Source organism: Cellulophaga sp. F20128, from assembly GCF_023015805.1.
Lineage (GTDB): Bacteria > Bacteroidota > Bacteroidia > Flavobacteriales > Flavobacteriaceae > Cellulophaga.
This window is the reverse complement of record NZ_JALKBA010000003.1, coordinates 291,946-317,222: the sequence shown is the minus strand read 5'-3', so window position 1 is coordinate 317,222 and position 25,277 is coordinate 291,946. Positions and strand designations below refer to the sequence as shown.

Annotated in this window: 26 protein-coding genes and 1 tRNA gene; 14 read left to right on the top strand and 13 right to left on the bottom strand. The window is 31.9% G+C overall.

Annotation, left to right across the window (positions count from 1 at the left end; translation table 11 throughout):
* Nucleotides 1–54 precede the first annotated feature (54 nt).
* The 3 genes from MWU65_RS05230 to MWU65_RS05220 all read right to left on the bottom strand — a co-directional run bounded on the left by MWU65_RS05230 (nucleotide 55) and on the right by MWU65_RS05220 (nucleotide 4,460).
* Nucleotides 55–1,632 carry a carboxypeptidase-like regulatory domain-containing protein gene (locus MWU65_RS05230; RefSeq protein WP_247076125.1) on the bottom strand — a complete coding sequence of 526 codons (1,578 nt, stop codon included), beginning with the start codon at nucleotides 1,630–1,632 and terminating at the stop codon, nucleotides 55–57.
* Nucleotides 1,633–1,817: 185 nt separating this feature from the next.
* Nucleotides 1,818–3,443: a carboxypeptidase-like regulatory domain-containing protein gene (locus MWU65_RS05225; protein ID WP_247076124.1), complete on the bottom strand. Its 1,626-nt coding sequence runs from the start codon at nucleotides 3,441–3,443 to the stop codon at nucleotides 1,818–1,820.
* Nucleotides 3,444–3,524: 81 nt separating this feature from the next.
* Nucleotides 3,525–4,460, bottom strand: coding sequence for a calcium/sodium antiporter (locus MWU65_RS05220; RefSeq protein WP_247076123.1), 936 nt, complete (start codon nucleotides 4,458–4,460; stop codon nucleotides 3,525–3,527).
* Nucleotides 4,461–5,131: 671 nt separating this feature from the next.
* Between MWU65_RS05220 and MWU65_RS05215 the strand changes: the two genes are divergently transcribed.
* Nucleotides 5,132–5,284 carry an SsrA-binding protein gene (locus MWU65_RS05215; RefSeq protein ID WP_247076122.1) on the top strand — a complete coding sequence of 51 codons (153 nt, stop codon included), beginning with the start codon at nucleotides 5,132–5,134 and terminating at the stop codon, nucleotides 5,282–5,284.
* Here the strand turns inward: MWU65_RS05215 and MWU65_RS05210 are convergent.
* Nucleotides 5,281–5,793, bottom strand: coding sequence for an adenine phosphoribosyltransferase (locus MWU65_RS05210; protein ID WP_247076121.1), 513 nt, complete (start codon nucleotides 5,791–5,793; stop codon nucleotides 5,281–5,283). The genes MWU65_RS05215 and MWU65_RS05210 overlap by 4 nt on opposite strands.
* A 78-nt stretch (nucleotides 5,794–5,871) precedes the next feature.
* Here MWU65_RS05210 and MWU65_RS05205 point away from each other — a divergent pair.
* The 3 genes from MWU65_RS05205 (at nucleotide 5,872) to MWU65_RS05195 (ending at nucleotide 8,173) form a co-directional block, all read left to right on the top strand.
* Nucleotides 5,872–5,945: transfer RNA gene (locus tag MWU65_RS05205), tRNA-Arg, on the top strand.
* Nucleotides 5,946–6,719: 774 nt separating this feature from the next.
* Nucleotides 6,720–7,736, top strand: coding sequence for an AI-2E family transporter (locus MWU65_RS05200; protein WP_348646021.1), 1,017 nt, complete (start codon nucleotides 6,720–6,722; stop codon nucleotides 7,734–7,736).
* 59 nt (nucleotides 7,737–7,795) lie between these two features.
* On the top strand, nucleotides 7,796–8,173 hold the full coding sequence (locus MWU65_RS05195) for a hypothetical protein (RefSeq protein WP_247076119.1): 378 nt from the start codon (nucleotides 7,796–7,798) through the stop codon (nucleotides 8,171–8,173).
* Nucleotides 8,174–8,341: 168 nt separating this feature from the next.
* Here MWU65_RS05195 and MWU65_RS05190 read toward each other — a convergent pair whose 3' ends face one another.
* Nucleotides 8,342–9,622, bottom strand: coding sequence for a DUF2254 domain-containing protein (locus tag MWU65_RS05190; RefSeq protein WP_247076118.1), 1,281 nt, complete (start codon nucleotides 9,620–9,622; stop codon nucleotides 8,342–8,344).
* A gap of 219 nt (nucleotides 9,623–9,841) precedes the next feature.
* Nucleotides 9,842–10,144, bottom strand: coding sequence for a ribosome-associated translation inhibitor RaiA (gene raiA, locus MWU65_RS05185; RefSeq protein ID WP_247076117.1), 303 nt, complete (start codon nucleotides 10,142–10,144; stop codon nucleotides 9,842–9,844).
* Nucleotides 10,145–10,408: 264 nt separating this feature from the next.
* Here raiA and MWU65_RS05180 point away from each other — a divergent pair, with 264 nt between their 5' ends.
* Nucleotides 10,409–10,834, top strand: a complete 426-nt coding sequence (locus MWU65_RS05180) for a BLUF domain-containing protein (RefSeq protein ID WP_247076116.1) — start codon at nucleotides 10,409–10,411, stop codon at nucleotides 10,832–10,834.
* Nucleotides 10,835–10,997: 163 nt separating this feature from the next.
* A complete protein-coding gene (locus tag MWU65_RS05175) occupies nucleotides 10,998–11,447 on the top strand; it encodes a PA2169 family four-helix-bundle protein (protein WP_247076115.1) in 450 nt (149 codons plus the stop codon).
* A gap of 132 nt (nucleotides 11,448–11,579) precedes the next feature.
* Here MWU65_RS05175 and MWU65_RS05170 read toward each other — a convergent pair whose 3' ends face one another.
* Entirely contained in the window at nucleotides 11,580–12,116 is a 537-nt protein-coding gene (locus tag MWU65_RS05170) for a hypothetical protein (RefSeq protein ID WP_247076114.1), read from the bottom strand.
* Between the two features lie 168 nt (nucleotides 12,117–12,284).
* Here MWU65_RS05170 and MWU65_RS05165 point away from each other — a divergent pair, with 168 nt between their 5' ends.
* The 8 genes from MWU65_RS05165 (at nucleotide 12,285) to MWU65_RS05130 (ending at nucleotide 18,395) form a co-directional block, all read left to right on the top strand.
* Nucleotides 12,285–12,836, top strand: coding sequence for an AraC family transcriptional regulator (locus MWU65_RS05165; protein WP_247076113.1), 552 nt, complete (start codon nucleotides 12,285–12,287; stop codon nucleotides 12,834–12,836).
* Between the two features lie 47 nt (nucleotides 12,837–12,883).
* On the top strand, nucleotides 12,884–13,327 hold the full coding sequence (locus MWU65_RS05160; protein ID WP_247076112.1) for a response regulator: 444 nt from the start codon (nucleotides 12,884–12,886) through the stop codon (nucleotides 13,325–13,327).
* Nucleotides 13,328–13,333: 6 nt separating this feature from the next.
* Entirely contained in the window at nucleotides 13,334–15,502 is a 2,169-nt protein-coding gene (locus MWU65_RS05155) for an ATP-binding protein (RefSeq protein ID WP_247076111.1), read from the top strand.
* Nucleotides 15,503–15,820: 318 nt separating this feature from the next.
* The gene (locus MWU65_RS05150) at nucleotides 15,821–15,967 is read left to right on the top strand and encodes a hypothetical protein (protein WP_247076110.1); all 147 of its coding nucleotides are present in this window, start codon (nucleotides 15,821–15,823) and stop codon (nucleotides 15,965–15,967) included.
* A gap of 27 nt (nucleotides 15,968–15,994) precedes the next feature.
* Nucleotides 15,995–16,141 carry a lmo0937 family membrane protein gene (locus tag MWU65_RS05145; protein ID WP_247076109.1) on the top strand — a complete coding sequence of 49 codons (147 nt, stop codon included), beginning with the start codon at nucleotides 15,995–15,997 and terminating at the stop codon, nucleotides 16,139–16,141.
* Nucleotides 16,142–16,170: 29 nt separating this feature from the next.
* Nucleotides 16,171–17,196, top strand: a complete 1,026-nt coding sequence (locus MWU65_RS05140; protein ID WP_247076108.1) for an AraC family transcriptional regulator — start codon at nucleotides 16,171–16,173, stop codon at nucleotides 17,194–17,196.
* Nucleotides 17,197–17,278: 82 nt separating this feature from the next.
* The gene (locus MWU65_RS05135; protein ID WP_247076107.1) at nucleotides 17,279–17,449 is read left to right on the top strand and encodes a lmo0937 family membrane protein; all 171 of its coding nucleotides are present in this window, start codon (nucleotides 17,279–17,281) and stop codon (nucleotides 17,447–17,449) included.
* Between the two features lie 403 nt (nucleotides 17,450–17,852).
* Nucleotides 17,853–18,395 carry a ferritin gene (locus MWU65_RS05130; RefSeq protein ID WP_247076106.1) on the top strand — a complete coding sequence of 181 codons (543 nt, stop codon included), beginning with the start codon at nucleotides 17,853–17,855 and terminating at the stop codon, nucleotides 18,393–18,395.
* 367 nt (nucleotides 18,396–18,762) lie between these two features.
* On the opposite strand, the gene MWU65_RS05125 is transcribed toward MWU65_RS05130, so the two are convergent.
* From MWU65_RS05125 to MWU65_RS05100, 6 genes are all read right to left on the bottom strand, one after another.
* On the bottom strand, nucleotides 18,763–20,115 hold the full coding sequence (locus tag MWU65_RS05125; RefSeq protein WP_247076105.1) for an NAD(P)/FAD-dependent oxidoreductase: 1,353 nt from the start codon (nucleotides 20,113–20,115) through the stop codon (nucleotides 18,763–18,765).
* Nucleotides 20,116–20,307: 192 nt separating this feature from the next.
* Entirely contained in the window at nucleotides 20,308–20,493 is a 186-nt protein-coding gene (locus MWU65_RS05120) for a CsbD family protein (RefSeq protein ID WP_247076104.1), read from the bottom strand.
* Nucleotides 20,494–20,725: 232 nt separating this feature from the next.
* Nucleotides 20,726–21,625 (bottom strand): RsiV family protein, encoded by a 900-nt coding sequence (locus MWU65_RS05115; RefSeq protein WP_247076103.1) that lies wholly within the window; start codon nucleotides 21,623–21,625, stop codon nucleotides 20,726–20,728.
* 34 nt (nucleotides 21,626–21,659) lie between these two features.
* The gene (locus MWU65_RS05110; protein ID WP_247076102.1) at nucleotides 21,660–22,115 is read right to left on the bottom strand and encodes a pyridoxamine 5'-phosphate oxidase family protein; all 456 of its coding nucleotides are present in this window, start codon (nucleotides 22,113–22,115) and stop codon (nucleotides 21,660–21,662) included.
* A gap of 109 nt (nucleotides 22,116–22,224) precedes the next feature.
* Nucleotides 22,225–24,192, bottom strand: coding sequence for a heavy metal translocating P-type ATPase (locus MWU65_RS05105; protein WP_247076101.1), 1,968 nt, complete (start codon nucleotides 24,190–24,192; stop codon nucleotides 22,225–22,227).
* Between the two features lie 163 nt (nucleotides 24,193–24,355).
* Nucleotides 24,356–25,276 (bottom strand): mechanosensitive ion channel family protein, encoded by a 921-nt coding sequence (locus tag MWU65_RS05100; RefSeq protein ID WP_247076100.1) that lies wholly within the window; start codon nucleotides 25,274–25,276, stop codon nucleotides 24,356–24,358.
* Nucleotide 25,277: the final 1 nt, after the last annotated feature.

Here is a 25,277-nt window from a genome sequence, read left to right as displayed (position 1 = left end):
CAATTACACTCACTTATATTCTAAAACGCCTAAGAAAATTCTTAGGCGTTTTTTTTATTTTATATGTTGTAGCGGTGTATTCATCCAAAAATCCTCATAATTATCAGGCTTCTTTTGCTGCTGATCTTTAAAAATAGGCTTATTCCTTTGCATAAATAAAGACCTATCCACACTCTTATTTTCTGAATGTATTTGCTGCGTAAAAAACTCTCTATATTGGTTGTAGTGCCCTATTTTTACCTCATTGATTTTGTTCCCCGATACATCTGTTAAATTATTTACATCTAAACTAAATTTTGCAAAATTAAATTCCACTGGAAAAAGTTCAAAAATATGCTCCGATTTCTTAGCTGGATATAAAATAATTGATCTTGCATTTTTTGATTCAATACGATCTATTTTAATTCTCTTTCCGTTGTAAAAAATTTCATAATTTTTAGTTTTGTACAGATCACGCTTTTCTGGTTCCCTCGTAAATTTAATCTCAAAGAACGATTTTTCAAAATCAACCATTGCTGAATCTACTACAAATTCTGGCGGTTGTCTCACCGTAAAACTATTGTTAAAAGAGATATAATTGGGAAACATATGATTGCCCTCTTTTTTATAAGCCACCCTTATCCTGTACAATAAATTATTGCCATCTACTTTCTGCTCTCTTTTTCCGATAGCATCACTAAATATACCGCCATCAACCACAGTATAGTTTAATTTGTGAATTGCATAATCTTTGCTCGATATAAAAATGTTTCCCTTAGCAACGATATGGCCCACATTTTTAGACATTGCAATATTATATATCCTTTCTCCGTCCATAAATACATCTTCTTCTAAGGTAATGGTGTGATTTAATAACACATCCGTATTGAACGTATTAATATAAGAGTATGAAATGGTGTTGTAATTCCGAATAGCATCCATAATTCGCATAATAACAAACTCATTTCCTCCATAGGAATTCATTTGAGCCTGAGGAATGACTTTACTTTTATCCTTATAATTGTAAGGTTTTTGGCTTATAGTATCTTTTGGAAAATCATTGTTCTGTTTGTATTCATAGATTCTGGCTTCGGTAGTCTCAAAATCATTGGAAGTGAATCCTTGATCAAAAACTTCTAAAATCGCTTCATTTAAATTATAATATTGATCCTCTTTTACTTGATAGTCCCTATAATAACCAACATAAGAATATGGCGTAGTAGGGTAATTTTGCAGTATTCTATCCATCGCAGTCTGAATTATTTCTTTTGCAGACAACACCTTTCTTGTGCCTTTGTATTTAGTAGACACCAGTACTACTTCTTTTAATTCTGTAAGACTAGGCGCTAAGGCAATCCTATTTACAGTATTAATTACTAAATTATGAACAACCAATTCTTTAGAATTATACCCAATAGAAGATACAAGAAGTGTATCTCCTAACATACGCATTGCCATTGGAATTCTAAAACTACCATCATCATTAGAAATAATACCAACTCCTTTATTTTTAACAATAATTGTAGCAAAAATTACGGGCTCTTTGGTAGCGCTATCATAAAGTTCACCATAGAGATAGCCCTTATCTTGACCATGCATCACAACTGGAGCACTTAATACCAACAAGAAAATAAGTAATTTATAATATCGCATATACTTCTAAAGTCTTACATGGAAACTACTACTAATTCACCTCTAAAACAAATCAACTTTTAAGATCATAAACTACAAAAAAACGATAAAGCCTAAAGCAGTAATGTTCCATCTTTCGCCCCCAACCGAAGTCTACTTGTGATGCCTATTATTGGTGAAATGAGAACTGTAATTCCCGTTGTTTTTTATTTGATATTTTGAAGGGGGGTATTCATCCAATAATCTTCAAAACCTTGCGGCGCTGCAAGGGGTTGATTTTCAAATATTGGCCTATTCTTGATCATGTATAAACTATCTGCCGGAAAAGTCACTTTGGAATTTATCTTCTGTAAAAAGAACTCTCTAAACTGATTGCTTTTATAAACTTTAGATTCGTTTATCTCGTTGTTATCAATATCCTTAACATTTTTTATATGCAATCTCAATTCATCTTTATTAAACAAGGCTATTCCATCCGTAAACAAATCTGATGACCTGCCCTTCTTGCCAGGATATAGAATTGCCTTATTTTCTTTCATTAAGGTAACATTAAGTAATTTAATTTTTTCTCCTTTATAGGACAACCAATAATTATCAGTATTACTAGGATTGTATACATTATTGTTAACTGAAGGAAATTTTTTGGGCTCTTTATTAAAGTAAACTTCAATGTGTTTTTCTTCAAATTTAATTTTGACCATATCCACTTTAAAGGCTGGGGGTTCCTTTATTTTGAAACTATTGTTAAATGAGACGTAGTTTGGATACATCAGATTATTATTTTCTTTGTATTCTACCCTAACCTGATAAAGCAAATCTTCCTTATTCCCCTTATAATCCAGTCTATTTCTAATACTACTTTTTTCAGGCAGGTCGTAAACCGCATAATTTAGTTTATGAATAGCAAAGTTATCCTTAGCAATATAAATAGTACCATTAGCCAAAGTAGCTCCGTCATTCCTTGTTATAGCAATCGAAAATATTTTTTTCCCATCTATAAAAACATCATCTTCTAACCGTAGCACATGGTTCTTTATAAAATCTTCATCAAGCTTATCTACATAGGAATATGAAGTGGTATTGTAATTTCTAATCGCATCCATAATACGCATAATAACAAATTCATTGCCACCATAACTTCTTACATACGAATTTGGAATTACTTTGCTCTTATTTTTGTAGTTGTATTGTTTATTCGCCAACGTATCCCTTGGGAAATCTAAGTTTTGTTTGTAGTTAAATATCCCAACATTTGTTGTTTCAAAATCATTATAGCCAAATCCTTTATCAAAAACTTCAACTATTGCTTCATTTAAATTATAATATGAACCTTCTTTTAGTTGATAATCCCTATAATAACCAACATAAGAATTAGCTGCAGTAGGATAATTTTCAGGGATATTAACAATTGCCTTTTGAATGATTTCTTTTGGGGAAAGTTTCTTTTTTCTTTTTCCACGACTGTTATCAGCCATTACAGTTACCTCCTGTAATTCCATTAGCATTGGAGTGAGCGCTATCCTATTAATCGTCTCAACTACAAGATTGGATAATACAATTTCTTTTGAACCATACCCCATTGAGGATATAACTAGAGTATCTCCAATTTCTTGAAATTTTAAGGGTATTCTAAACACGCCATCCTCATTAGAAATAACCCCAATAGCCTTGTTTTTTATAACAATGGAGGCAAACACAACAGGTTCACTCGTAATTTTATCAAAAAGCTTACCATACACAAAATACCTATCTTGAGTAAAAGCCGTAGTTACTATAAATAATCCTAGAATTACTAAAGCATTTCTTTTTAAATTCAGTTTAATGTTTTTCATGCGATTATACTAAACAAGAAACAAATTTGCATCAAAAATCATTCCAGCACTTCAATAGAAGCCCCCAAATTATAGTAATGTTTAAATAGTGAAATACACAAAAGCTAGATATGCACCCAGCAGCACTATTCCATCTCTCCATCCCAAACGAAGTCCTCTTGGTATAAATACCAATGGTAAAATAAGAAATGCAAAACCTAACATCCAAAGAAGGTCATTGCTTAACAAGGTATCATCTACTACTTGCAAAGGAGTGATCATGGCTGTTATTCCCAAGACTGCAAAAATGTTAAATACATTGGATCCTATTAGGTTTCCTAAGGATATAGCCTTCTCTTTTTTAAGAACAGCAATGATTGAGGCCGCTAATTCTGGAATACTTGTTCCTATTGAAACTACGGTTACTCCTATAACTCTTTCAGATACCTCATATAATCTTGCCAGTCCTGTTGCTCCTTGTATCAACAACTCTGAACCGCCCCACAAACCAACACCTCCCAATATTAAAAACAATAGTAATTTTAATTTGGGCATTGCTTCGTCATCCTCAGGAGCTTCATCTATAACTGCTGTCTTTTGAAACTTTAATAGAAAAAGAATGTAGGCAATTAGTAAAATTACCATGATAAAACCTTCATAGAACTCAATTATTCCATCAAAATAGATAAAGCCAAAAAAGATTAATGAAGCTACCATTAAAATAGGCCAGTCTGTAGTATAAAAACTTTTACGAACATCAATACTTCCAAGAATCACTGTTACTCCTAATACCAAACCTAAGTTTGCAATGTTGGAACCCACAACATTACCCAAAGCTAAATCTGGGGAACCATCTAAAGCAGCTTTAATACTTACAATAAGTTCTGGGGCAGAAGTTGCGAAAGACACTACAGTCATCCCTATTACAATTTTCGGGATATTTAATCGTAGGGATAGGGCTACAGCTGATTTTAACAACCAATTGCCACCCATAATTAATAGTACTAAGCCAGAAATTATTAATAAAACGTTTTGCATTGCATTCAATTTTGCGCAAATATAGGATAAGAAATTGAAATTTATTTTTTAAACCTTCTTTAAATGATGTAAAGCTAGAGAACCCCTAACCGTAGTTAAACTACCTATTCACCTTCTCTTTTCAAGGCACTATAAAAAATAAAAGGGGGCAATACTAGGCCACCTAAATACCTACCGTACTAAGTTTCTATTAACGTTGCATTTAAATGAAATGGCCATTTATGGGCTTTTTATGAATGAATTGTCCCTAGGTTTTACAAATTGAAGAGAAAACAGCGCTACAAAACTTTCACTTTAACTAAATAATCCCATAAAACAATTACATATTATAACAAAATACAAGAATGATATAGAAATATTATAATTAAATCCATTATTTTAATTACAAAATAGCATTTAATTTCAATAATAGATGTGGTTTTATTTGGAATGCAGCATTTGTTTCCTATATATTACTCTCACAATCGATTAGTAACATTCATTTATTAACCTTTAAAACAACATCTTATGATTATTCTAACTGAAATTTTAATCACGTACCTAGTTACCTTTTTAATTCTGGTATTCTAATAATAAATACGTAGGGCTCTATCCTACCTAAGGTTGCAATACAGCAACCTTTTTTATGATTATCTTTGTACAATAAAATTTCAACAAGCTAAAAAAATCGTATGAAAAAAAGTGTATTTCAATTTTTAGCCAAGGTCAACAAAGCGGTACTACCTTCTTATAGCAAAAAACAATTGGACTTAAGCAAGGCTACAAAATTTGAACTCGCCATTATTGGTTGGCGCTATTACGTAACTACAAATGCTATTGCTTAGTAATGTATTAATGAGGCTACTTTATACGCTTCTAGTTGTTCTCTTCCTTGAAGAAAATCTAATTCAATTAAGAAGTTACACTGTATAATTTCTCCTCCTAATTCTTCTACGAGTTCACACACGGCTTTCGCTGTTCCACCAGTTGCAAGTACATCATCATGAATTAGAACACGGTCATTTTTCTGAATGGCATCGGCATGAATCTCCAAAGCATCATCGCCATATTCTAAAGAATACGGTTTAGATAAGACCGTAAAGGGCAACTTTCCTTTTTTACGAACAGGTACAAAACCTGCATTTAACTCGGTCGCTAATAGTGTTGCAAAGAAGAAACCGCGGCTTTCCATACCGATAACTTTGTCTATTTTATGTTCATTTACCAAATTCAGTAGGGCTTTGGTTGCTTTTTTTAAAATAGCAGCATCATTTAGCAATGGCGTAATATCCTTAAAAACAACACCTTGCTTTGGAAAATTATCTATATCCCTTATGTAGTCTTTAAAATTCATTTATTTTCCTATTCTTATTTTGTGGTAAATGTAAAAAGAAATATATTTGCAGCCCCATTCGGGGAGATTAAATAAAATGGCCTCGTGGCGCAACTGAATAGCGCACTTGATTACGGCTCAAGAGGTTACTGGTTTGAATCCAGTCGAGGTCACGAAAAAGTCAACAAAAAGTTGAAAACAAGCAAGCTAAAAAACATAGCTTGCTTTTGTTTTTTAAATTGCGAAATTTTCTTTTGCGGACTTTCAAAGCGGAGCTTTATGGAAAGACGAAGTCAATCCAGTCGAGGTCACTAAAAATAGTACAATAAGAAAAAACGCCAAGCTTGCTTGAGCGTTTTTTTGTTTGTATTATTTTCAAAGCGGAGCTTTATGGAAAGACGAAGTCAATCCAGTCGAGGTCACGAAAAAATAGTACAATTAGAAAAAACGCCAATTTTGCTTGATCGTTTTTTTGTTTAGACTAATTTTAAAGCAGCGCTTTTATGGTAATCTGCAGGTAATTCAATTAAATTCACAAATTCATATAAGTTTTTATAAGGTTAATGCTTATCTTTTATAAAAACCCGGCCTACTTATCTATAAATAACATTTATTTTTTGAACTTAAGCTAAATCATTCAGCCTAAAACCCTAACATAGAATTAAAATTTAAGACTGCTCTTGGTACTAATGAATCCTATTTTATGCTACTATGTACAAAAAGCATTACTTCGTAGACCTTAAATTGCCCGAAAAATGATTCTTGATTCCAGTTTTAGTTGTATTATTTTAATACTACAATTACCAATACAGTTAAAATGTTAGTCAAAGCGATTAATAAAGAACAACCAATCAATTTAAATTTGATTTAAAAACTAAGGGTTACATTAAAAAAATAAAATTCAGCAAAACCTTAGGCGCAATGAATAATTTAAATAGTAATCCATCGTGAAACATATCAGCCATAAAATTATCAATCAACTTTTTTTGTTATTCGTTGTCATCTGTATGGCAGGACTTATATTTTTTGAAATAACACCCTATCTATCGGGGGTTTTAGGAGCTATAACAATGTATGTGCTACTGCGAAAACCGCTGAAGAAATTAGTTAAAAAAGGATGGAATACTGAACTTGCCGCCGTTGTACTTTTAATCTTATCGATCATTTGTATATTGTTGCCTTTAGCCGGTATTGTACTGATGTTAAGTACAAAAATCAGTAATGTGGTACAAAATTCTGAACGTGTCACCAATGCGTTCAAAACACAATTAGAAAATATTGAGCGTTATTTGGGCTTCGATTTAACTTCTCAGATCGACAGCTCGGAAGTTTCTTCTATGGTTTCTACCAAGCTACAAAGTTTTGCTGGAGGCACTTTCGAGACTTTTCTTTCAATTTTTATCATGTATTTTTTACTCTATTACATGCTTACAAATCGAAGAAAATTAAAAGAAAGTTTGTATGAATACATTCCTTTAAAAAACGAAAATTTAAAAATTATAGGTGCAGACATCAACACTATGGTCCGTTCTAATGCCTTGGGTATTCCGCTTGTTGCTATTGCACAAGGTCTTGTTGCTCTTATTGGGTTTTTAATTTTCGGAATTGAGAATCCAGTTTTTTGGTTCGTTATGGTCACCATTGGATCTATGATTCCCTTTGTAGGAGGATTGTTAGGTATTGTACCGGCTTTTATCCTAACCTACGCCAATGGTGATGTTTTTGAAGCATGGGCTATTTTGTTGTATGGAATACTCATTGTAGGAGCAACAGATAATATTATTAGACTTTTTGTATTGAAAAAATTAGATAATGTACACCCCTTAATTACCGTAATTGGTGTAGTTATTGGCGTGCCATTATTTGGGTTTATCGGGTTAATTTTTGGGCCTCTATTGGTGAGCCTCTTTCTTGTGGTGATAAAGATCTATAAGAAAGAGTATAGTGATACAGAGCTAGTATAAACAACAAATTTAATAGACAATGGTTAGGGTCTAAAACGTAAATTTTTAAATTAAAACAAATGGGTGTGATAGCTAAAAACGATCGAGAACTAAAATTGTATTATAATTCAGAAACATCAATAGGCAAACAAACCTTGCCTTACGTTGAAGCTTCTGAGAAAGAAATCGCAACTATTGATATCTCTAAGACTAAGGTCACTGGCACTCAATGGGTAGAAATCGCAGGTAATTTAAACCTTCATATTTCGCAACTAGTAAATCAAAAACACCCTGATTTTGTCCAAATATATGGAGATAAAGAAGTACACTTAGAAGACCATGACTGGTTAAAACTGATCGAAAAGAATCCCATAATTGTAAACTATCCTATTGCCATTAATGGGAACCAATTTTTACAGATAAAGTCACCATCTGATGTTGAAAAGTATCTAGAATAAGTTATTTTCCTTAAACATAGGGCTATAGATAAAGTACCTTATGCAATTGTAGCTTTAATAGGGCTATGGAGAGATACGATCTGGATCTTGCCTACCTCTATTAATTCGAATTTCGTTTTATACTATATGGGTGAGTTCTGTTCTCTTTTAACCTTACCTTATTTAGGTTCAAAACAATTTCATTAAATGCTCTTTGTCCAATTTGTTATCAATATTTTTATCAATATCAAATGCAAGAGCATCCAGTTCAATTTTTACAATTTCCTTATTTAAAGGTGAAATAGAAGGAATGTTTACAATAAACTGCAGGGACTTAATAAGCACATAGAGTACGGAATTATCTTGTTTTGAGTACAAGCGAATAGGTTGTATTAAAATTCGCATAAGCTCTTTTGCCGAAATAGAATTTTCTACAATAACAAGAGACTTGTTTGCCACAGTTTTGGAAGTAATGCTAGGAAACTGTAGAAATTCACTCAATAATAATCCAATTTTATTAATGGCATCAATAGCCGTTCCAGGATCATTAATTCCTGGCGACATTGCCTTCACTGCAATTTCCATTAATTTTATCATTCCTGTAATACCTCTATCTCCTTCATGCCTATCGGAAGATATACTACAACAAAAAATTAGATTATCATCTTCTTCATTTGTAAGATCTCCTTTAATTTTTAGGATGGGATTTCCGTTCCAGATATGTTGATTGATATATGGAATTATTTCAATTTGAATGTCTTTTTCTATTAAAGAATCCTTTATAAGTGAAACATCAAAACCTCTAAAATATCCCGTTTTACTTATTGTAAGCGCTCTCCAATTTTCCGTATTAATTATAGTATGTGCGGCCTTGTTTGTTTTTTGAGTATCTCTTCTTTTCTTTAGATAATTGCTACTAGACTCATAAATTCTATCTATAATATTATGTATCTGAATGGCCTTTGAAATACTATCAATAAAATACACAAACAGACCAATGCAAACAAAACTTGATATCGCAGCAATCATAGTAGACAATCCAAGGGATTTTGAGTCGATCCCATAGGCACCTAACGAGATCAAAACAAAAATACAATAGAGTAAGGTGCCTATGTATATTCCTAAGATAATTTGATGTTTTTTATTGGATATAAGATTGGGTAATAGCCTTGGCGAGAAATTGGAAGAAGCCTGATTTAAAACGACCATTACCATAGTAAAACTAAATACAGTAAGCGATAAAATACCACTAATAATAGTTGATAAAATGGAACGTGCCGTTTCATAATCTTCTATAAAAAGGTATGGAATGTCTTTCTTCAAACCATTAATCCAACCCAAATGCTCAACTTGCAAACCTACAATAGCCAATATTAAAAAGGAAAAACTAATTAAGACAGGATAAAAAGCAATACTGTGTATTACATCTTTATACTTCTTCTTGATGAATTTTAAAATAGTCTTGAACATTTTAAAAATTTTAAAAAAGGCCGATGCAAATTAAATGAGACCTACTTTGATGAGGAATGAATTAAAAATAAATTTCAGTAGTTACATTTAATCATCGTTTGTAATCTTAATTTAGACGTATACCACCCACAAAAGGAACCCTAAGTTACTTCATTAAACAAATTGGTTTCCTGATTTATGGCAAGAAATTCAATATAAAAACCTATCGGTGTTTTAAAATTAATAATTTCTCATTTTTTCTTTATGCTTACGCAATTGTCTTTCCAAATCGTTAATAGACTCTGAAATAGATTGCTGAAAATTAGCATGTGATGCTTCGGCAAAGATTCTTGGACCAGGCATACTCAATCTAATATTGCATATTGAACCCGTTTCAGTAGCTGTTGTATTTTCTTTTTTAAAGAAGACATCTGCTCTATGTACAAAATCAAATTTTTCCTCTAATTTATTTAATTTTTCGGCCGCAAAGCTTTCTAAATTTTCGCTACTGTTAACATTGTCATATTCATATATAATTTGCATAGTTCTAAGTTTTATAATACAATATTATACTTATTATATCCCAAATATTAACTCATATAAAGATCTCATTGACTTGAATAAAAACAGGAGTCATTCTACACTCTCAAATTTTTAATAAATTTCAGATACTTAGAAAAAGTCAATCTGAATTAAACAGCTAACATTCATAAATTATCCATTTATTATGGCATTAGCAATTCAGTACAATAGCCCTGTATTTCTCCTTAAATACTCTTAATAAAAACAATTATATTTGTATTTAATATGATATACCAATTAACCTATAGATCTACTTCAATTAATACCATTAATACGACAGATTTAGAAAGCATACATTCATTAGCCGACAAAAAAAATAAAAAATTAAATATTACAGGCTGTTTGGTGTTTTATAACACTAAATTTTATCAACTTTTAGAAGGTGACGAGCAGGATGTCATTTCATTGTATAATGAGATAAAACGAGACCATAGACATACTAAGATTGAACTTATCGCTGAAGGCTTAACAAAAAATAGAATATTTCCCAATTGGGGAATGGCCTATTACCCTATTGCCGAAAATAGGTGCAATAAATCTGAATTTAAACAGTTTAAAAGCAATCTACTATTATTGACTAAATTAACAACTTCGGTCACCAAAACGGAATTGAATTTCTGGAAGCAAATAAAAAAAGCACTCTCCTTTTAAAAGCTAAATTCAAGATTTGTTTGTATTGATTTTATCTTTTGAATCAATAAAATAATTAATTGAATTAATAGCAAGCCTATGAACTTTCTAATTTTACAACAGAAGAAATGATGTTGATTGGTTTAGCATCTTCAAATAAACCAATAACCTTAAAATTACTATTATGAGTACATACACAGAAAAAGTTAGTGAAAAATTAAATACTTTATTAGAAAAAAGTTATGATGCAAAACAAGGCTATCACAAAGCGGCAGATCATACAAATAACCCTGCACTTAAAGCCTATTTTGAAAGAAAATCAAAAGAACGTAACCAATTTGGTCATGCTATAGAATCAGAAATCAGAAACTTTGGACAGGAAGCTGAAAAAGGAGGAAGCGTATCCGGATCGGCTCATCGAGCATGGATGGATGTAAAATCGTTCTTTTCTGCTGATTCCGATGAATCTATGTTAGAGGCCGCTATTACAGGAGAAAAAGCTGCGATTGATGATTATGAAGATGTTTTAAAGGAAACAAGTTTACCTCCTAGCACCTTAACATTACTTACGAATCAAGTAAACAACATTAAAGGTGATTTAGCAACTATCAAAAAATTAGAAGATCTAGCGTAGTATATTTGTAAGCATCGTAATAAAATGCCCAACCTGGAAAGTCCTAGTTGGGCATTTTACGTTGAGCTTCTTATTGTACTTATTTAATCATATGCTATGTTTTGTCCATAAACACTATTTTCTTTGCACTACTTATTCTTCTTCTTCCTCGTCTTCAGTTATAGTTAACGGATGATCCGTCATACCCAGTCCCACAATTTTTATAATATTAACTACTGTATTGTATAGCATTAAAACCACCACAATTAAGCCTGCGCTTAATAAGCTAGATATTCCCAATGAAATATAATACAAGGCGTTGTACCAATTGTTTGGTACATTTTCCGATTCTGTAATTGGTAAATTAAACAGTAAAAAACTAATTACTGCAGCAATAAAAACAGCCGTATCTAATTTCGCAATCTGCAATACATGATAATAATGATCTGCTTTTAAACGCGATTTAGAATTAGAACTTAAGCCCAATAAAGTAAGTAATAAGGCTAAAATGGTTGCAGATGCCAGTGCTATGGTATTGCACAAGGTGTTCATACCATCCAAGGAATTTTTTATAAGAACTTTGGCTTCATACCCACTTAATCTGCCAATAAGGATGCCCCCTAATAGCATTATTGCTAAAGAAATAAAGCCTCCTATTATTGCCCGTTTGTTTTGTTTGCTTAGCTTCATAGTATTTTATGCTTTGGAATTAATCATCAATTAATAAAAAATGTAATGGTTAAAAAATAATAATTTTTGCTAAAAATTAAAAATTAAAAAGATTACTTTCGCTACGCGCTGTTTTTTTTTATATAGCTATTCTAATTCTATTGTATTTTACTAAAGTAAGGTGGTTTTATGAAAATTTATGTAACATTTAATCTAAACATTACCCGCAATGCTATTTTAAAGGAGCAATTGGATAGGTTGGGGTTTGATTATACCATAGAAAATACCCAAGAAATTTCATTTAAAAATAAACTGACAACTGAACAGCAATTAGTATTGGCTGAATCGCTATCTACCTACGGGATTACTATTATAGATGACCAAAAAACAGAATTGGTGCAGCGAATTAAAGATACCATTAATGAAATGTTAGCCGATGAGGAAGCAAACCTTTACAAAATATCATCCTACTTGGCGGATAAGTTAAATTATTCCTACGCCTATTTGTCCAATCTTTTTTCAGAGAGCACGTATACCTCTATTGAGAATTTTGTGATACTAAAAAAAGTAGATCAAGCTAAAGAATTAATTGCGAATACTGATTTAACCTTAACTGAAATTGCCTATAGACTTAATTATAGCAGTGTTGCCCACTTATCTGGTCAATTTAAAAAAACGACGGGCTTAACGCCTTCCACATTTCAAAAAATTATTAAAAAACGAAAAGAATTTAATATTTAATTTAAATAAGGAACCCATTTGCTTGTGTTCTAAATACAATTATATTTATGTCCCTGAAAATTTTAAATATTTTACTAGCCGATGACGATGAAGATGACAGATGGTTGTTTCAAAAGGCGTTGAGCGATTTAAAAATAAAAACAAATCTTTCTTTATTTAAAAATGGCAAAGAGTTGATGGAGCATTTAATAAGAACGGAAACTACGCCACACCTTATTTTTTTGGATTTAAATATGCCTTTAAAAAACGGAATGGAATGTCTAACAGAAATTCGGAGCAGTTGTAATTTAAAAGCAATACCTGTTGCCATTTACTCCACATCATCTTCGGAAAAGGATATTGAAAATACATTTGTAAACGGGGCAAATATTTATATTAACAAACCCAGTAATTTTGCAGATTTAAAAAATGCCATTGATAAAGTATTACAATTGAATTGGCAATACCATACCTCAAATTTAAACAAGGATAATTTTTTATTCAGAATTTAAGTCACTATGGATTTTAATGGAATAATATCTTCTACTAAATCATATAAAATAGCACTGGTAATTGCCATAGCCTTGTTGTTATTGCTTTCTAGTATTTCATATAGGCAGATCATTAATATGAGAAATTCTGCTGATCTGGTTTCTGGTTCTCTGCTCGTGGATAAGGAAATAAACAACTTGTTTTCCAAATTCAGCCTAATTGAAGCTTCTGGCTATAAATCTTTAATTGTAAATGACTCCACATTTAAAGACACTTATAGCGTATATAAAAATGAGGCAGAAACCTCTTTTAAACAGTTAGCTAAACTCACCCAGGACATTCCTGAACAACGTCAATACTTAGACACCATTAATCATTGGAGAGATAGTTTAGATATAAGTCTAAACAATATAAACAACTATCGGGGACTCTTAGAAGAAGATGTTGAAGATAAATTAATGGCAGAAGTGGTAAAAATGGCATCCATCTTTCAAAAATTAGCAAGCCTTAAACTAGGAATGTCTCAAAAAAAAGATGTCTTGTTTAGAGAACGAATAAATGCTTATAAAACAGAGACCTTTTTTACGCCATTTATATCATTATTACTGGTGTTATTTTCACTAACCGTCTTTTTGTTAGCCTTTGTAAAAATCAATAATTCTCGGAAAGAATTGCTAAGCGCTCAAGGGTTTGTAGATAATATTATATCAAACAGTAACAATCTCGTAAATTATTTTAAACCCGTTACAGATGACAATGGAAAAGTAATTGATTTTATTTTTGAATACTCTAACAATAAAATAGAAGAAATAACAGGCATACCTGCCCAACAAATTATCGGAACCAAGTTATCTGAAAGTTTCCCCCTTACGATGACCAATGGACTTTTTGAGATGTATGTTACCTGCTTAAACACTGGCAAAGTGAGTCAGCTTACACGGCCCTATACTTTTAAGGAAGAGGAGGTATGGTTAAAAAGTATCGTTTCAAAATTAGAGACGGGAGTAAATGTGACCACAATTGATGTTAGTCAGGAAAAACATGCCAGTGAAAATTTAAAAAAACTAAATGAAAGTTTATTTTTAAAAAATGCAATATTAAACAATGCAGAAGTAGTTGCCAAAATTGGCAGCTTTACATCCTATCCAGAAATGGGTGTCACAGATATGTCAGATAACCTCTATAGGCTGTTAGGTGTGAAACCCGGTGATTTTGAACCCTGTTTGGAAAATCTTATGACCTATGTTCATCCAGAGGATGTACAAAAATTTAAAAAATCTTTTGCCAAAGGTTTATCATCAAAGGGAACAACGGAAGTTACTTATCGAATAATTACAAAAGACAGAAAGCGAAGGTATTTTAAATCTACCACTTTAATGATTGTCGAAAATGGCACAAAAAAAATGGTAGGAGTTATACAAAACATAACACAAAGTATTAAAAAAGATAAAAAACTGGAACAAAAAAATAAAGCCTTAAAGCTTTCTAATGCTGAACTGGAATCATTCAATCGGGTAGCAAGTCATGATTTGCAAGAACCATTGCGTAAAATTCAAATGTTTATTTCCTTATTATCCGAGACGGAACGAAATAACTTTTCAGAGAAAGGTTTGAATTATTTAGACAAGATCGATAATTCTGCCGGTCGGATGCAATTGTTGATTAATAATTTATTGACTTATTCCAGGATAGACAATACCCTTGAAGATATACAAGCCATCGATTTGAATAATAAAATGAAAAAGGTAAAGGATAATCTTTCTGAAAGTATTAAAGAAAGTAATATAACCATTGTAGAAAATAACCTCCCTACAATAAATGGAATTCCATTTCAAATAGAGCAATTGTTTACCAATCTAATTTCAAATGCTATCAAGTATAAAAAATTAACCGAAGGTGCTCTAATTGTAATTGATGCTACTAAGGTGAAGCCTAACCAATTGCCTACACCTTTTAAAAATACTGAAAATGCCTATTATGAAATAAAAATTAGCGACAACGGCATTGGGTTTGAGCAAGAAAATGCTGAAAAAATATTTAATATTTTTGAGCGTTTACATCAAAAAACAGAATATTCAGGTACCGGAATTGGTCTTGCTATCTGTAAAAAAATAGTTGACAACCATCACGGTTATATATGTGCTACAAGTAAAATTGGCATAGGTTCAACCTTCTACATTTATCTTCCAGTCTAGATAATTTTTCTTGTATACTCTTAATTTTACCTAAAGAATTCCACTGTTTAGTGACTTCTAGGTATAATCCTATTTACTTAATTCTTTCTACAATCAATTCAAAATTCCTTAGCATTCAGATGTTAAGGTAGCCCTATCTAAGACACTTAAAAAGATCTTAAATCTAGGAAATCACCATCAAAGCACATCTCATTTGTAAGAAAAACCATTAATTATATAACATAATCATAAAACTCTGTAAGGCAGTAAGGGAGGTAAAGTTTGACATTTGTAGTATAGGAAAGCAAATAAGCCTATACAACGGAAAATAGAACCCTTATGGAAAATCGGAACTCAAATCAGCAGCAATTCTCAAGAGTGGGAAGAGTTTATCAAAAAGATCAGACCAAAGCAGTACGAGCTAAAGCTAACACCAACACTATGTTAGTTTCTAATAATGAATCTAAGGCTTTTGAAAAACAGTAAATCTTGGAATATGTTATACAATTGATTATGTCTAAAATACTATACGGCTTAGCAATACTATTTTTAATAATCTGGGCAATTGGTTTTTTTATTTATGGCTTAGGACTCTTAATACATTTTGTATTACTAGCTGCAGTTATTAGCTTAATTATTAAAATGATCAAAGAAAAATAAACAAAGAACTTTAACGTACACAAACGATTATGAAAACTACACAGGTAAAAACAACAGAATTGGTTAAAATTTTCAAAGAATTAAACAATAATTTTGGTGGAAATTTAGAAGTGTTATCTAATGAGTATAAGTTAACGTTAAATGGCACATTTGGAATTGGCCAAATTGAAGGAATTTCATTGAAAAATGGTATTTCATATATAGAGTTTGACATAACATTGAATGAAAACTTCATACTAAGTCTTTATTCCACAAAAAAACTACCCATTTATTTTGCCCATTGTTCCAAAGGTAGTTTAACGCATAGTTTTGGGCAAAAAGGAAAAAAGAAAACGCTTAATAAATTTCAGACTGGGATAGTAACTTGTAATAGGGCTGAAGAAAACGTATTGACATTTCAAAAAGATGAACCCACTAAAATTTCCCTGATTGTGGTAAACACAATTACCTCGGAAGTAGCAAATGGTATTTCATTAAATCAGCAATTGAGAAATGTTTTTTTTGGAAATTATTCAGAAGAAAGTTCTGTTTTTATTGACTCCTACAATTTAAAGATCAGTGAAAAAGTAAAAGAAATTACTGCCATAAAACAAACAGGGATTGTAAAATATTTAATGATAGAAAGTAGTGTGCATTTAATTTTAGCTATGGAAATTGAACATCGAATCAGTAATTTGGAAAAAGCAAACAAGCCCACTGGCTGTTTAACTCAGAAAGAAATGGAAATCATTACAGAGCTTTCCCAATTTATTAAGAACAATCCAGAAAATGACTACACACTAAAATCATTGAGCAGAAAGACGGGACTTTACAATAGTAAATTGCAAGAGGGTTTTAAATTATTACACAACAGAACGGTTAGAGATTTCATCATTAATGAACGTATGAAAAAATCTGAAAAATTAATTAGAACAACAAACCTAAACATTTCAGAAATTGTGTATAGTATTGGTTTTAGCAGTAGAAGTTATTTTTCAAAAATATTTAGACAAAAGTATGATTGTAGCCCTAAATACTACAAAGAAACTCAAAATTCGATAGCTGTAACAGCCTAAAATATACCCCCGAAAGCATAAAACCAGTCGAGTTGGACTGGTTTTAGAACAACAAATTAATTATAAATCAAAACCATTCATTATGAGAAGTTTACTTTGGCTTGCAGCCGTTATTTTAATAATCATATGGCTTTTAGGTATGTTAAATGTGATTCCTGGTATTGCTACCAGCAACTTACTTCACTTTCTATTAGTTATAGCAGTAGTTGTAATTTTGTACAACATTATATCAGGAAGACGACCTCTTGATTAACTCCATTAAAAGAAGCACCTGACTTTTATTTATAGGCAGGTGTTTTTTATTCTATTTCATTTCAAATTCTATAAAATATCTTCCCAAAGTGTTTGCAATATTATTTAGGAATTCTTTAGATAGTTCTCATTAGGCATTAAGAAAAAAAACAACCATAATTTAATGAGGAGAAGCATCAATATTTCTTTTTCAATAAGCGCTTTAGATTAAAAAAACATACTACAAGGGCTTAAAAAAATTCCAACAAACAAATGACAACTAAAATTTAATTGCTTCAGTTTTGCATTATAGTATTCTTTATTTTTATTCACATTTTTTCAAATGCGTTACACATTACTCCATTTAAGACAAGCCGTTATACGTCCGCTTCCTAATTTTGTTTACTTAACAAAAAGGATATAAAATGAAGACAAAAAGAATTTCATCAGCAATGGAAAAAATGTTGAACGAACAAATGACACGGGAAGCATATCAGGCTCAAGTTTACCTTTCGTTTGGGTGCTGGGCAGAAGAAAATAGTTTTGTGGGCGTTTCTGAATTTCTATATAGACATATGCAAGAGGAACGCGAGCATATGTTTAAATTCGTAAAATACATTTTGGATAGAGGTGGCAGTATAAGTATTGATACTATTAAAGCGGCTCCTAAAGCCCCAAAAGATATTGGGGATTGTTTAGAAAAAATACTTAAACATGAAATAGACAATTCCAAAGAGATTGATAAAATCGTTAATCTAGCTCATAAAGAAAAGGACTGGGCAACATTTAGTTTTGGACAATGGTTTGTTAAAGAGCAAATTGAAGAAGAAACTTTAATAAACGAGCTTATAGATAAGTATACCCTAGCCTCTAAAGAAGTTACGGACAATGTAAATTTATACGAAATGGATAAAGATTTAGCATCGGCTTCACAACATGCCACTATTCCTAGAGAAGAGAAATTATAATATGCTATATGTTGGCAGAGATTCAAAAGAACTATTGGAGTTTAATATTCATAGAATGAATGCCTGAAATTTGCATCCAAGGATGTATTCACCTATAGTAGAAAAAAGGTTTAAAATAGTGAGGACTATTGATCTCCAGATAAATAGAGAATTATTAACAAGTAAATAATTCTTCTTTTATCTGGAGTTTTATAATAACAGAAATCATATTCCAATGAATTATAGCTACCACGATGCATACCAATAGAATCAAAGGAATTAAATATTAAGTGTTAATTGCCACAAGGAATTACCTTGCTATGTTTGGCGGTTAAAAGCACCCTTAATTTTAGTTTATGGCTCTTTTGTCCACTTCAAATAAATCTGCTTAAGACAGCATACTTTTAATATCATTACTCCAAGAAGGATATGTAAATATCATTTTTCTCAAAACGTCAATTTTTATATTAGCATTCATCGCCAATGTAAAAAGGTTAATAATTTCAGCAGCCTCTGGACTTAATATGTGGGCACCAACGATTAAATTGGTCCTATCATTTATAATAATTTTATAAGCGTAGGCATCGCCATTTATACGTTTATTATTAAACCAACCCGATATTTCACCATACTTAACTGAAATATTTTTATACCGTTTCTTGGCTTCCTCTTCAGCGTATCCAACTGATGCCAAATTAGGGATTGTAAAAACAACCGTTGGAACTAAAGGAATTTCAATTTTATGCTTATTTCCATTAATAATATTTTTGGAAACGATATTTCCCTCAATACCTGATAAAGGTGTTAGTGATAAACTAAAATCTGAAACATCACCACAAGCATACACATCCTTATTTGATTTACTTCTTAGATAATTGTCAACTGCTATTCCCTTGGCGTTATAATCTACCCCTCCAACTTCTAAATTGAGCATAGAAATAGAAGGCACTCTACCAGTTGTATTGTAAATAATATCAGCCTTTTTGAATTTTGTTTTGTTATCAATAGTATATTCAATCTCCAGTTTCTTTTTGTTTTTTTGAACTGAATTTACGCCTGCATTAAAAATAAATTGAATTCCTAGCTTTTGAGAAGTAGATTCTAACAAGGAGACTAAATCTTTGTCAAACTTTTGTAAAGAACCTTGACCTTCATCAATAACAACAACCTTACTCCCTGCCCTTGCCGCAAGATGAGCGAATTCCATACCGATATATCCTGCGCCAATAAATACAACTTTTTTCGGCACTTTCTTCAGTAAAAGAAAGTCATCACTATTTTTTAAATATTCACTCCCTTTAATATCCAAAGCTCTTGGAATATTTCCTGTTGCTATTATAATTTTATCAGCTAAAACTTGAGTATCTCCAATTTTCAATACTTTTTTATCAATAAATTCTGGAGTTTGATAAAACATTTTTATACCTAACTTCTCAAAACCTTCTTTTGTATTTTTAGAAACGTCTGTGGTAAAAGATTTCTTAAACTTTTGAAGCTTTTTAAAGTTCAGTTTTAATGGTCTAAATATATCCTTACCTACCATATCATTAGTTCGTTGAATAATCTCAGTAGGCCCTAACAGTACCTTCTTAGGGTCACATCCTCGGTTAGCGCAAGTACCACCATATTCCCTATTTTCAGCAATAGCAACTTTTAAGCCCTCGCGGGCACAATTTTCGGCAACCAATTTACCTGCAGTACCACTCCCTATAACAAAAACATCATAACTTTCTTCTTTCATATCCTATAATTTTTTTATCGTAATAATTATATACTCGTACTTACCCGGGTGAATAAATTCATTTTTATTCTCAGAAGATTTGCACTGTTTTGAGGTAAACAATATTGTTAAAAATGATATTTTAAACAATAAAACCTCCAATAATCAATTATTGGAGGTTTTTAAATTAGTCGTTAGAAATTATATGGCGCCTTAATACTTGCCTATTTCTTCCTGTAATTGTTCCTTGGTTCTTCCTGTTTTTTCCTGCAGTTTACCAAGCATTTCATCAAATTTACCTTCTGCATAAGTAAGATCTTTATCGGTTAAATCGCCATATTTTTGTTTTAATTTACCTTTTACTTGATTCCACTTACCTTCTATTATTTTAGAGTTCATAATTTTCTGTTTTTAAAGATTAATAATAAATTATTGATTACTCAAAAATAGAAATAATAAAGGCTATAAATTAACCCAAAAAAGCAAAGAATTGACGGGAAAAATAAAAATTTTAAGTAACCTTTGCTTGGAGTTTAAGGGGTTAACTTGTTTGATTCTATTTAATTCAGACTGCTATGGAGCCCACGGAATATATATCTATTTTCTCTTAAAAATTCAGGGAATATCACACCTATAACAACAACGGGTTTAATTCGTATTTTTTTAAAACGGACATAAAATCTACCAGCGGAATTTCAATAGAATATGAACCCGTATAGGAGGGACACATGACACAATCATCAAAATAAAATTCGATATTGGTTTCATTGAGTACAAAGTTGTTTTTACTGACTAAAAAATCAGCACTAGATACTTCCCAACAATCGTAATACATGTCCCCACTTTGTATTTTGGCAGTGATCTTCTCATTGAGAATTTCCAATACTTCATTTTCAGACCCTTGAACAAAGAAATCTTCATAGGTCATAAAAACTCCTTCATTTAAATCGAAATTAAAACAATCAAAGGTATAACTCGGATGCATGGCACCCGAGTAAAAATTCTCTTTATAAAATAGCACACTTACAAGCCGATCATTAACATTATAAATTTTATAATCGATAAGCCGTTCTTCTCTGAAATTTTCAGCTTCAATACTATCGCAAAGTGATTTACTCTCTAATATATCGGCTTCAGTTGCCGTAATATTCACATAATGGTCGGTTATAAACTCATTGAAGTTGCGGTGTGAATCTTTGTATGATTCATTGAGCAAAGGATAGGTGAAATTAACAGTAAAATCCTTAGTAGCGTTAATGTACGATTTATTAATAATCAATTCTTGAAGCTCCTCTCTTTCGTCCTTTTTCTCAATGAGTGTTTTTTGTTTCAATTCTATAGTAATTGATTTGTCTACATCGGTGAGTTCAATATTTTGGTAGGTAGGTACTACAGCATCATTTTGTAAGGTATCACTACCTAATTGTTTTACATCTTCTGTCTTGTTTGCATTCCCATTTTTTTCATCAGGACTGTTACGTTTACAATTAAAAAAGAGTAGCATTACTACAATAAGATAGGTATATTTCATTCGTTTAATTTAGTTTTTTTAGGCTTTGAATTCCCTAATTCCGTCGCATTCTACCCGTAAGTTCTTCCACTTTAATTTGAAAAACTACAGGGAAATCATCCGTATATATTTTGCTTGAAAATTCACTTATATAATCTAATTTTCGTTGTTCTTTGTTGATAATTAAATCTTTGACACCCAAGGAAAAAATATGAAGTTTCGCTTTTGCTTCACTTCCCGATAGTTCTACAAACTTACCCTGAGCCAAAACTGACTCCCAATCATTTACAGATTCCACCTCTGAAACACCTAGAGAAACATTGTTATTTTTACGCATGGCTTTTATTTTATGACCTTCAGCAGAATACCCAAGTATCACGTTATTTTCTTTATCAAAATAATAAGTAATTGGCACTACATAAGGTCTATCTCTATAGATATAGGATAAATTACCGATATAATTAGATTCTAGAATCTTGGTGTTTTCTTTCTGATTTAAAGTTCTAATCATGGCTTAAAAATTAAGTGTTTTAGCTAAATTACTTAGAAGTTAACTCTAAAAATATGACAAATATCAGTTCTTAACCCCTTTTTTAATAAGTATTGTTTTTAAATTCTATTTAATTCGTTTCATAACGAAGTAAACGCAATGCATTTAATACAACTACAAGCGTTGAGCCTTCATGAAAAATAACGGCCAAACCAATGTTTGTTAAACCAAGGATAGTTACAGGAACCAACAAAACAACGACACCCAAACTAATGAATATATTCTGTTTAATAATTCGCTTGGATGCCCTACTCAATCCAATTACAAATGGTAATCTTTCTATTTTGTCAGACATTAAAGCAACATCAGCTGTTTCTAACGCAACATCACTCCCAGCCGCTCCCATAGCAACGCTAACTGTACTTAAAGCCATTGCGGGTGCATCATTTACTCCATCTCCTACCATAGCAATTTTTTTATCTCTTTGCAAGAGTGTTTTTATCGCTTCAACTTTATCTTCTGGCAATAAATTACCTTTGACTTCGGTGAGTCCAATTTGCCTGCCAATGGCATCACCAACATTTTGATGATCCCCAGTTAACATAATCATATGTTTGATACCTATTTCTTTCAATTTTCTCAGGGTACTTGCCGCACTTTTTCGAGGAGTATCCATAACACTTATAAGCCCAATAATTTGATGTTGATATGCCACAAGCATAACCGTATGCCCATTATCTAATAGATTACCCATTTTAGAGATTACGTGCTCAGTCACCTCTATATTTGAGATATGCATCAGTTTCACATTGCCTATGAATACTTCATCTGCGTTATAAAATGCTTTTACTCCCATTCCATGCATCGCTTTTACATCGGAAGCCTTGTTTTGAGGTACAATTTGGTATTGTGTTTTTATATCATGTGCTATGGCTTTTGCCAATGGATGATTACTTAAACTTTCTACTTCTAAAACTAGTTTTACAAAAGCGATTTCATCATAGTTAAGAAACGGAATTACATTCGTTAATTTTGGTTTACCTTCTGTTAAGGTTCCTGTTTTATCAAATGCAATGCTCGTTATGGAACCTAAATCTTCTAGGGCTTTCCCTCCTTTTATCAGCACCCCTTTTTGAGCAGCTCTAGCTATTCCGCTTAAAACCGCACTGGGAGTTGATATGGCCAGCGCACAGGGACTTGCAGCCACTAAAACCGTAATTGCTCTATACAAACTCTCCTCAAAACTTTCATCTATAATCAGGTAAGCAAAACACAATAAAAAAACGACAAGGATGACTATAGGTACATACCATTTTTCAAATTTAAGGGTAAGTCGTTGTGTTGGCGATTTTTGGGCTTCAACTTCACTAACCATTTTAATTAACCTTGAAACCGAAGAGTCCATACTCAGTTTAAGAACTATCACTTCTAACATGTGATCACCGTTGATAGTTCCTGTAAAAACAATATGTTTTTTATCCACCTCATTCAGTTTTGGCAAATTTCCTGAAAAGGCCATAAATGTTTTATCTACGGGCATACTTTCGCCCGTTATTGGAGCCTGATTAACACTACTACTCCCACTTATTACAACGCCATCTGCAGCAATTTTTGTATTCGGCTTTACCACAATAACATCACCGATCTTTAATTCCTCAATAGCAATCTCTTCTAGTTTACCATTGCGTTTAACCACAGCTGATTTTGGTGACAAATGGCCTAAAGCTTCAATGGATTTTTTCGCTTTATTCATCGCATGGCTTTCCAGTGCGTGCCCTAAACTAAATAGAAATAAAAGCAAAGCACCTTCAGGCCAGCTGCCTATATATGCGGCACCTACAGCAGCCGCAATCATTAAAAAGTCAATATCAAAACCTCCTTTAGTCAGCTTTTGAAAGGCCTCAATACTAATAAAATAACCCCCGAAAAAGTAGGCAAAAAGGTAACATAAGGACGGAATCCAGTTGGGGAATTCCGTTGCCTTTTCAACCAAAAAACCAATAGACAAAAAGACGCCACTTAGAATGGCAAAATAGAGTTCTGTTTTCTTTCCAAAAATTTGATTGTGCTGGTGGATTTTTTCGTGATTATTATTCATGTAAAATTAGGTCTTATAAATTCAAACAATAAGCAATATTAAGGTTGTACAATACATACTTGGGTACCTTCAAATAAATGAGGATTATACTTTTCCCAAAAACAACCCGTGGAATCCCTTTAAAATACAACCCTACTTCAATACAAACACTTGACACCACCTTTTATCGGGTTTTGTCATCATTTAAATCCACTTTGAGGTTTGGAATTTTAATAATCTCAAGCGTTGAAGACGCTAGGGTAATTTTTCCCTCCGAATTTTCAATTGCAGTTCTTATTTTATCATAAAGCAAATGCTTTGTAATGCGACGTTTCTTAAAGTCTACAATATATCTCAAATTAAACTGAATCCAATTATCCGTTAGTGAAATTGCCAAGGTAGGGTCTAGTTGTGCATCTTCAATATAATATTTACTAACCACGGATTCCCATTCCGTTTTTGAATTCACAACATAGTCCGAAAGTGTTTCCGTTGCAATTTTAACTACAATAGATTTTGCCAAATCCATATCGGAACCATAACGAATTGGCACATTCAATTCATCCCAAATAAAAGGAAAGTCTTGCGAATAGTTATAAATTGGTCCTTTAAAGACAAATGCATTACTGAGCTTTACAATTCGTCCACTATAATTATCACTACTCACCCATTCTCCTATTTCCATCATTGTTGTGTATATGCTATCAACATCAATTACATCCCCTTTAATTCCGTTAATCTCTATGCGGTCTCCGGGTTTGTATACTTGCACCAAGAAAATATAAATAGAACCTGCAATACTCAATATTAATTCTTGAAGTGTAAAGGCTATTCCAGCAGTGAATAAGCCTACAATAATGGTAAAATCTTTAATCGCACCAGAAAAATAGGTTATGGTTAAAACCACTAGTAATAGATAACCCAAGACCTCAATTCCTTTTTGTGTTTTATACCGTATGACTGAATTTGATATTTTCCTTTTCAGATACCGTCTTAACAATTGAATGGCTAGTAAAACTGAAACCAGTATAATAACGTATTTAATCACAATCCAAAGTTGTGCATTACCCAACATCCATTCTTTAAAGTATTCAAGGTCTGCCATA

What these genes read in the sequence shown, in the direction of transcription:
- MWU65_RS05230 (WP_247076125.1), bottom strand. Translation starts at nt 1,632, where the DNA reads ATGCGATATTATAAATTACTTATTTTCTTGTTGGTATTAAGTGCTCCA.
- MWU65_RS05225 (WP_247076124.1), bottom strand. Translation starts at nt 3,443, where the DNA reads ATGAAAAACATTAAACTGAATTTAAAAAGAAATGCTTTAGTAATTCTA.
- MWU65_RS05220 (WP_247076123.1), bottom strand. Translation starts at nt 4,460, where the DNA reads ATGCAAAACGTTTTATTAATAATTTCTGGCTTAGTACTATTAATTATG.
- MWU65_RS05215 (WP_247076122.1), top strand. Translation starts at nt 5,132, where the DNA reads ATGAAAAAAAGTGTATTTCAATTTTTAGCCAAGGTCAACAAAGCGGTA.
- MWU65_RS05210 (WP_247076121.1), bottom strand. Translation starts at nt 5,793, where the DNA reads ATGAATTTTAAAGACTACATAAGGGATATAGATAATTTTCCAAAGCAA.
- MWU65_RS05195 (WP_247076119.1), top strand. Translation starts at nt 7,796, where the DNA reads ATGGGTGTGATAGCTAAAAACGATCGAGAACTAAAATTGTATTATAAT.
- MWU65_RS05190 (WP_247076118.1), bottom strand. Translation starts at nt 9,622, where the DNA reads ATGTTCAAGACTATTTTAAAATTCATCAAGAAGAAGTATAAAGATGTA.
- raiA (WP_247076117.1), bottom strand. Translation starts at nt 10,144, where the DNA reads ATGCAAATTATATATGAATATGACAATGTTAACAGTAGCGAAAATTTA.
- MWU65_RS05180 (WP_247076116.1), top strand. Translation starts at nt 10,409, where the DNA reads ATGATATACCAATTAACCTATAGATCTACTTCAATTAATACCATTAAT.
- MWU65_RS05175 (WP_247076115.1), top strand. Translation starts at nt 10,998, where the DNA reads ATGAGTACATACACAGAAAAAGTTAGTGAAAAATTAAATACTTTATTA.
- MWU65_RS05170 (WP_247076114.1), bottom strand. Translation starts at nt 12,116, where the DNA reads ATGAAGCTAAGCAAACAAAACAAACGGGCAATAATAGGAGGCTTTATT.
- MWU65_RS05165 (WP_247076113.1), top strand. Translation starts at nt 12,285, where the DNA reads ATGAAAATTTATGTAACATTTAATCTAAACATTACCCGCAATGCTATT.
- MWU65_RS05160 (WP_247076112.1), top strand. Translation starts at nt 12,884, where the DNA reads ATGTCCCTGAAAATTTTAAATATTTTACTAGCCGATGACGATGAAGAT.
- MWU65_RS05155 (WP_247076111.1), top strand. Translation starts at nt 13,334, where the DNA reads ATGGATTTTAATGGAATAATATCTTCTACTAAATCATATAAAATAGCA.
- MWU65_RS05150 (WP_247076110.1), top strand. Translation starts at nt 15,821, where the DNA reads ATGGAAAATCGGAACTCAAATCAGCAGCAATTCTCAAGAGTGGGAAGA.
- MWU65_RS05145 (WP_247076109.1), top strand. Translation starts at nt 15,995, where the DNA reads ATGTCTAAAATACTATACGGCTTAGCAATACTATTTTTAATAATCTGG.
- MWU65_RS05140 (WP_247076108.1), top strand. Translation starts at nt 16,171, where the DNA reads ATGAAAACTACACAGGTAAAAACAACAGAATTGGTTAAAATTTTCAAA.
- MWU65_RS05135 (WP_247076107.1), top strand. Translation starts at nt 17,279, where the DNA reads ATGAGAAGTTTACTTTGGCTTGCAGCCGTTATTTTAATAATCATATGG.
- MWU65_RS05130 (WP_247076106.1), top strand. Translation starts at nt 17,853, where the DNA reads ATGAAGACAAAAAGAATTTCATCAGCAATGGAAAAAATGTTGAACGAA.
- MWU65_RS05125 (WP_247076105.1), bottom strand. Translation starts at nt 20,115, where the DNA reads ATGAAAGAAGAAAGTTATGATGTTTTTGTTATAGGGAGTGGTACTGCA.
- MWU65_RS05120 (WP_247076104.1), bottom strand. Translation starts at nt 20,493, where the DNA reads ATGAACTCTAAAATAATAGAAGGTAAGTGGAATCAAGTAAAAGGTAAA.
- MWU65_RS05115 (WP_247076103.1), bottom strand. Translation starts at nt 21,625, where the DNA reads ATGAAATATACCTATCTTATTGTAGTAATGCTACTCTTTTTTAATTGT.
- MWU65_RS05110 (WP_247076102.1), bottom strand. Translation starts at nt 22,115, where the DNA reads ATGATTAGAACTTTAAATCAGAAAGAAAACACCAAGATTCTAGAATCT.
- MWU65_RS05105 (WP_247076101.1), bottom strand. Translation starts at nt 24,192, where the DNA reads ATGAATAATAATCACGAAAAAATCCACCAGCACAATCAAATTTTTGGA.
- MWU65_RS05100 (WP_247076100.1), bottom strand. Translation starts at nt 25,276, where the DNA reads ATGGCAGACCTTGAATACTTTAAAGAATGGATGTTGGGTAATGCACAA.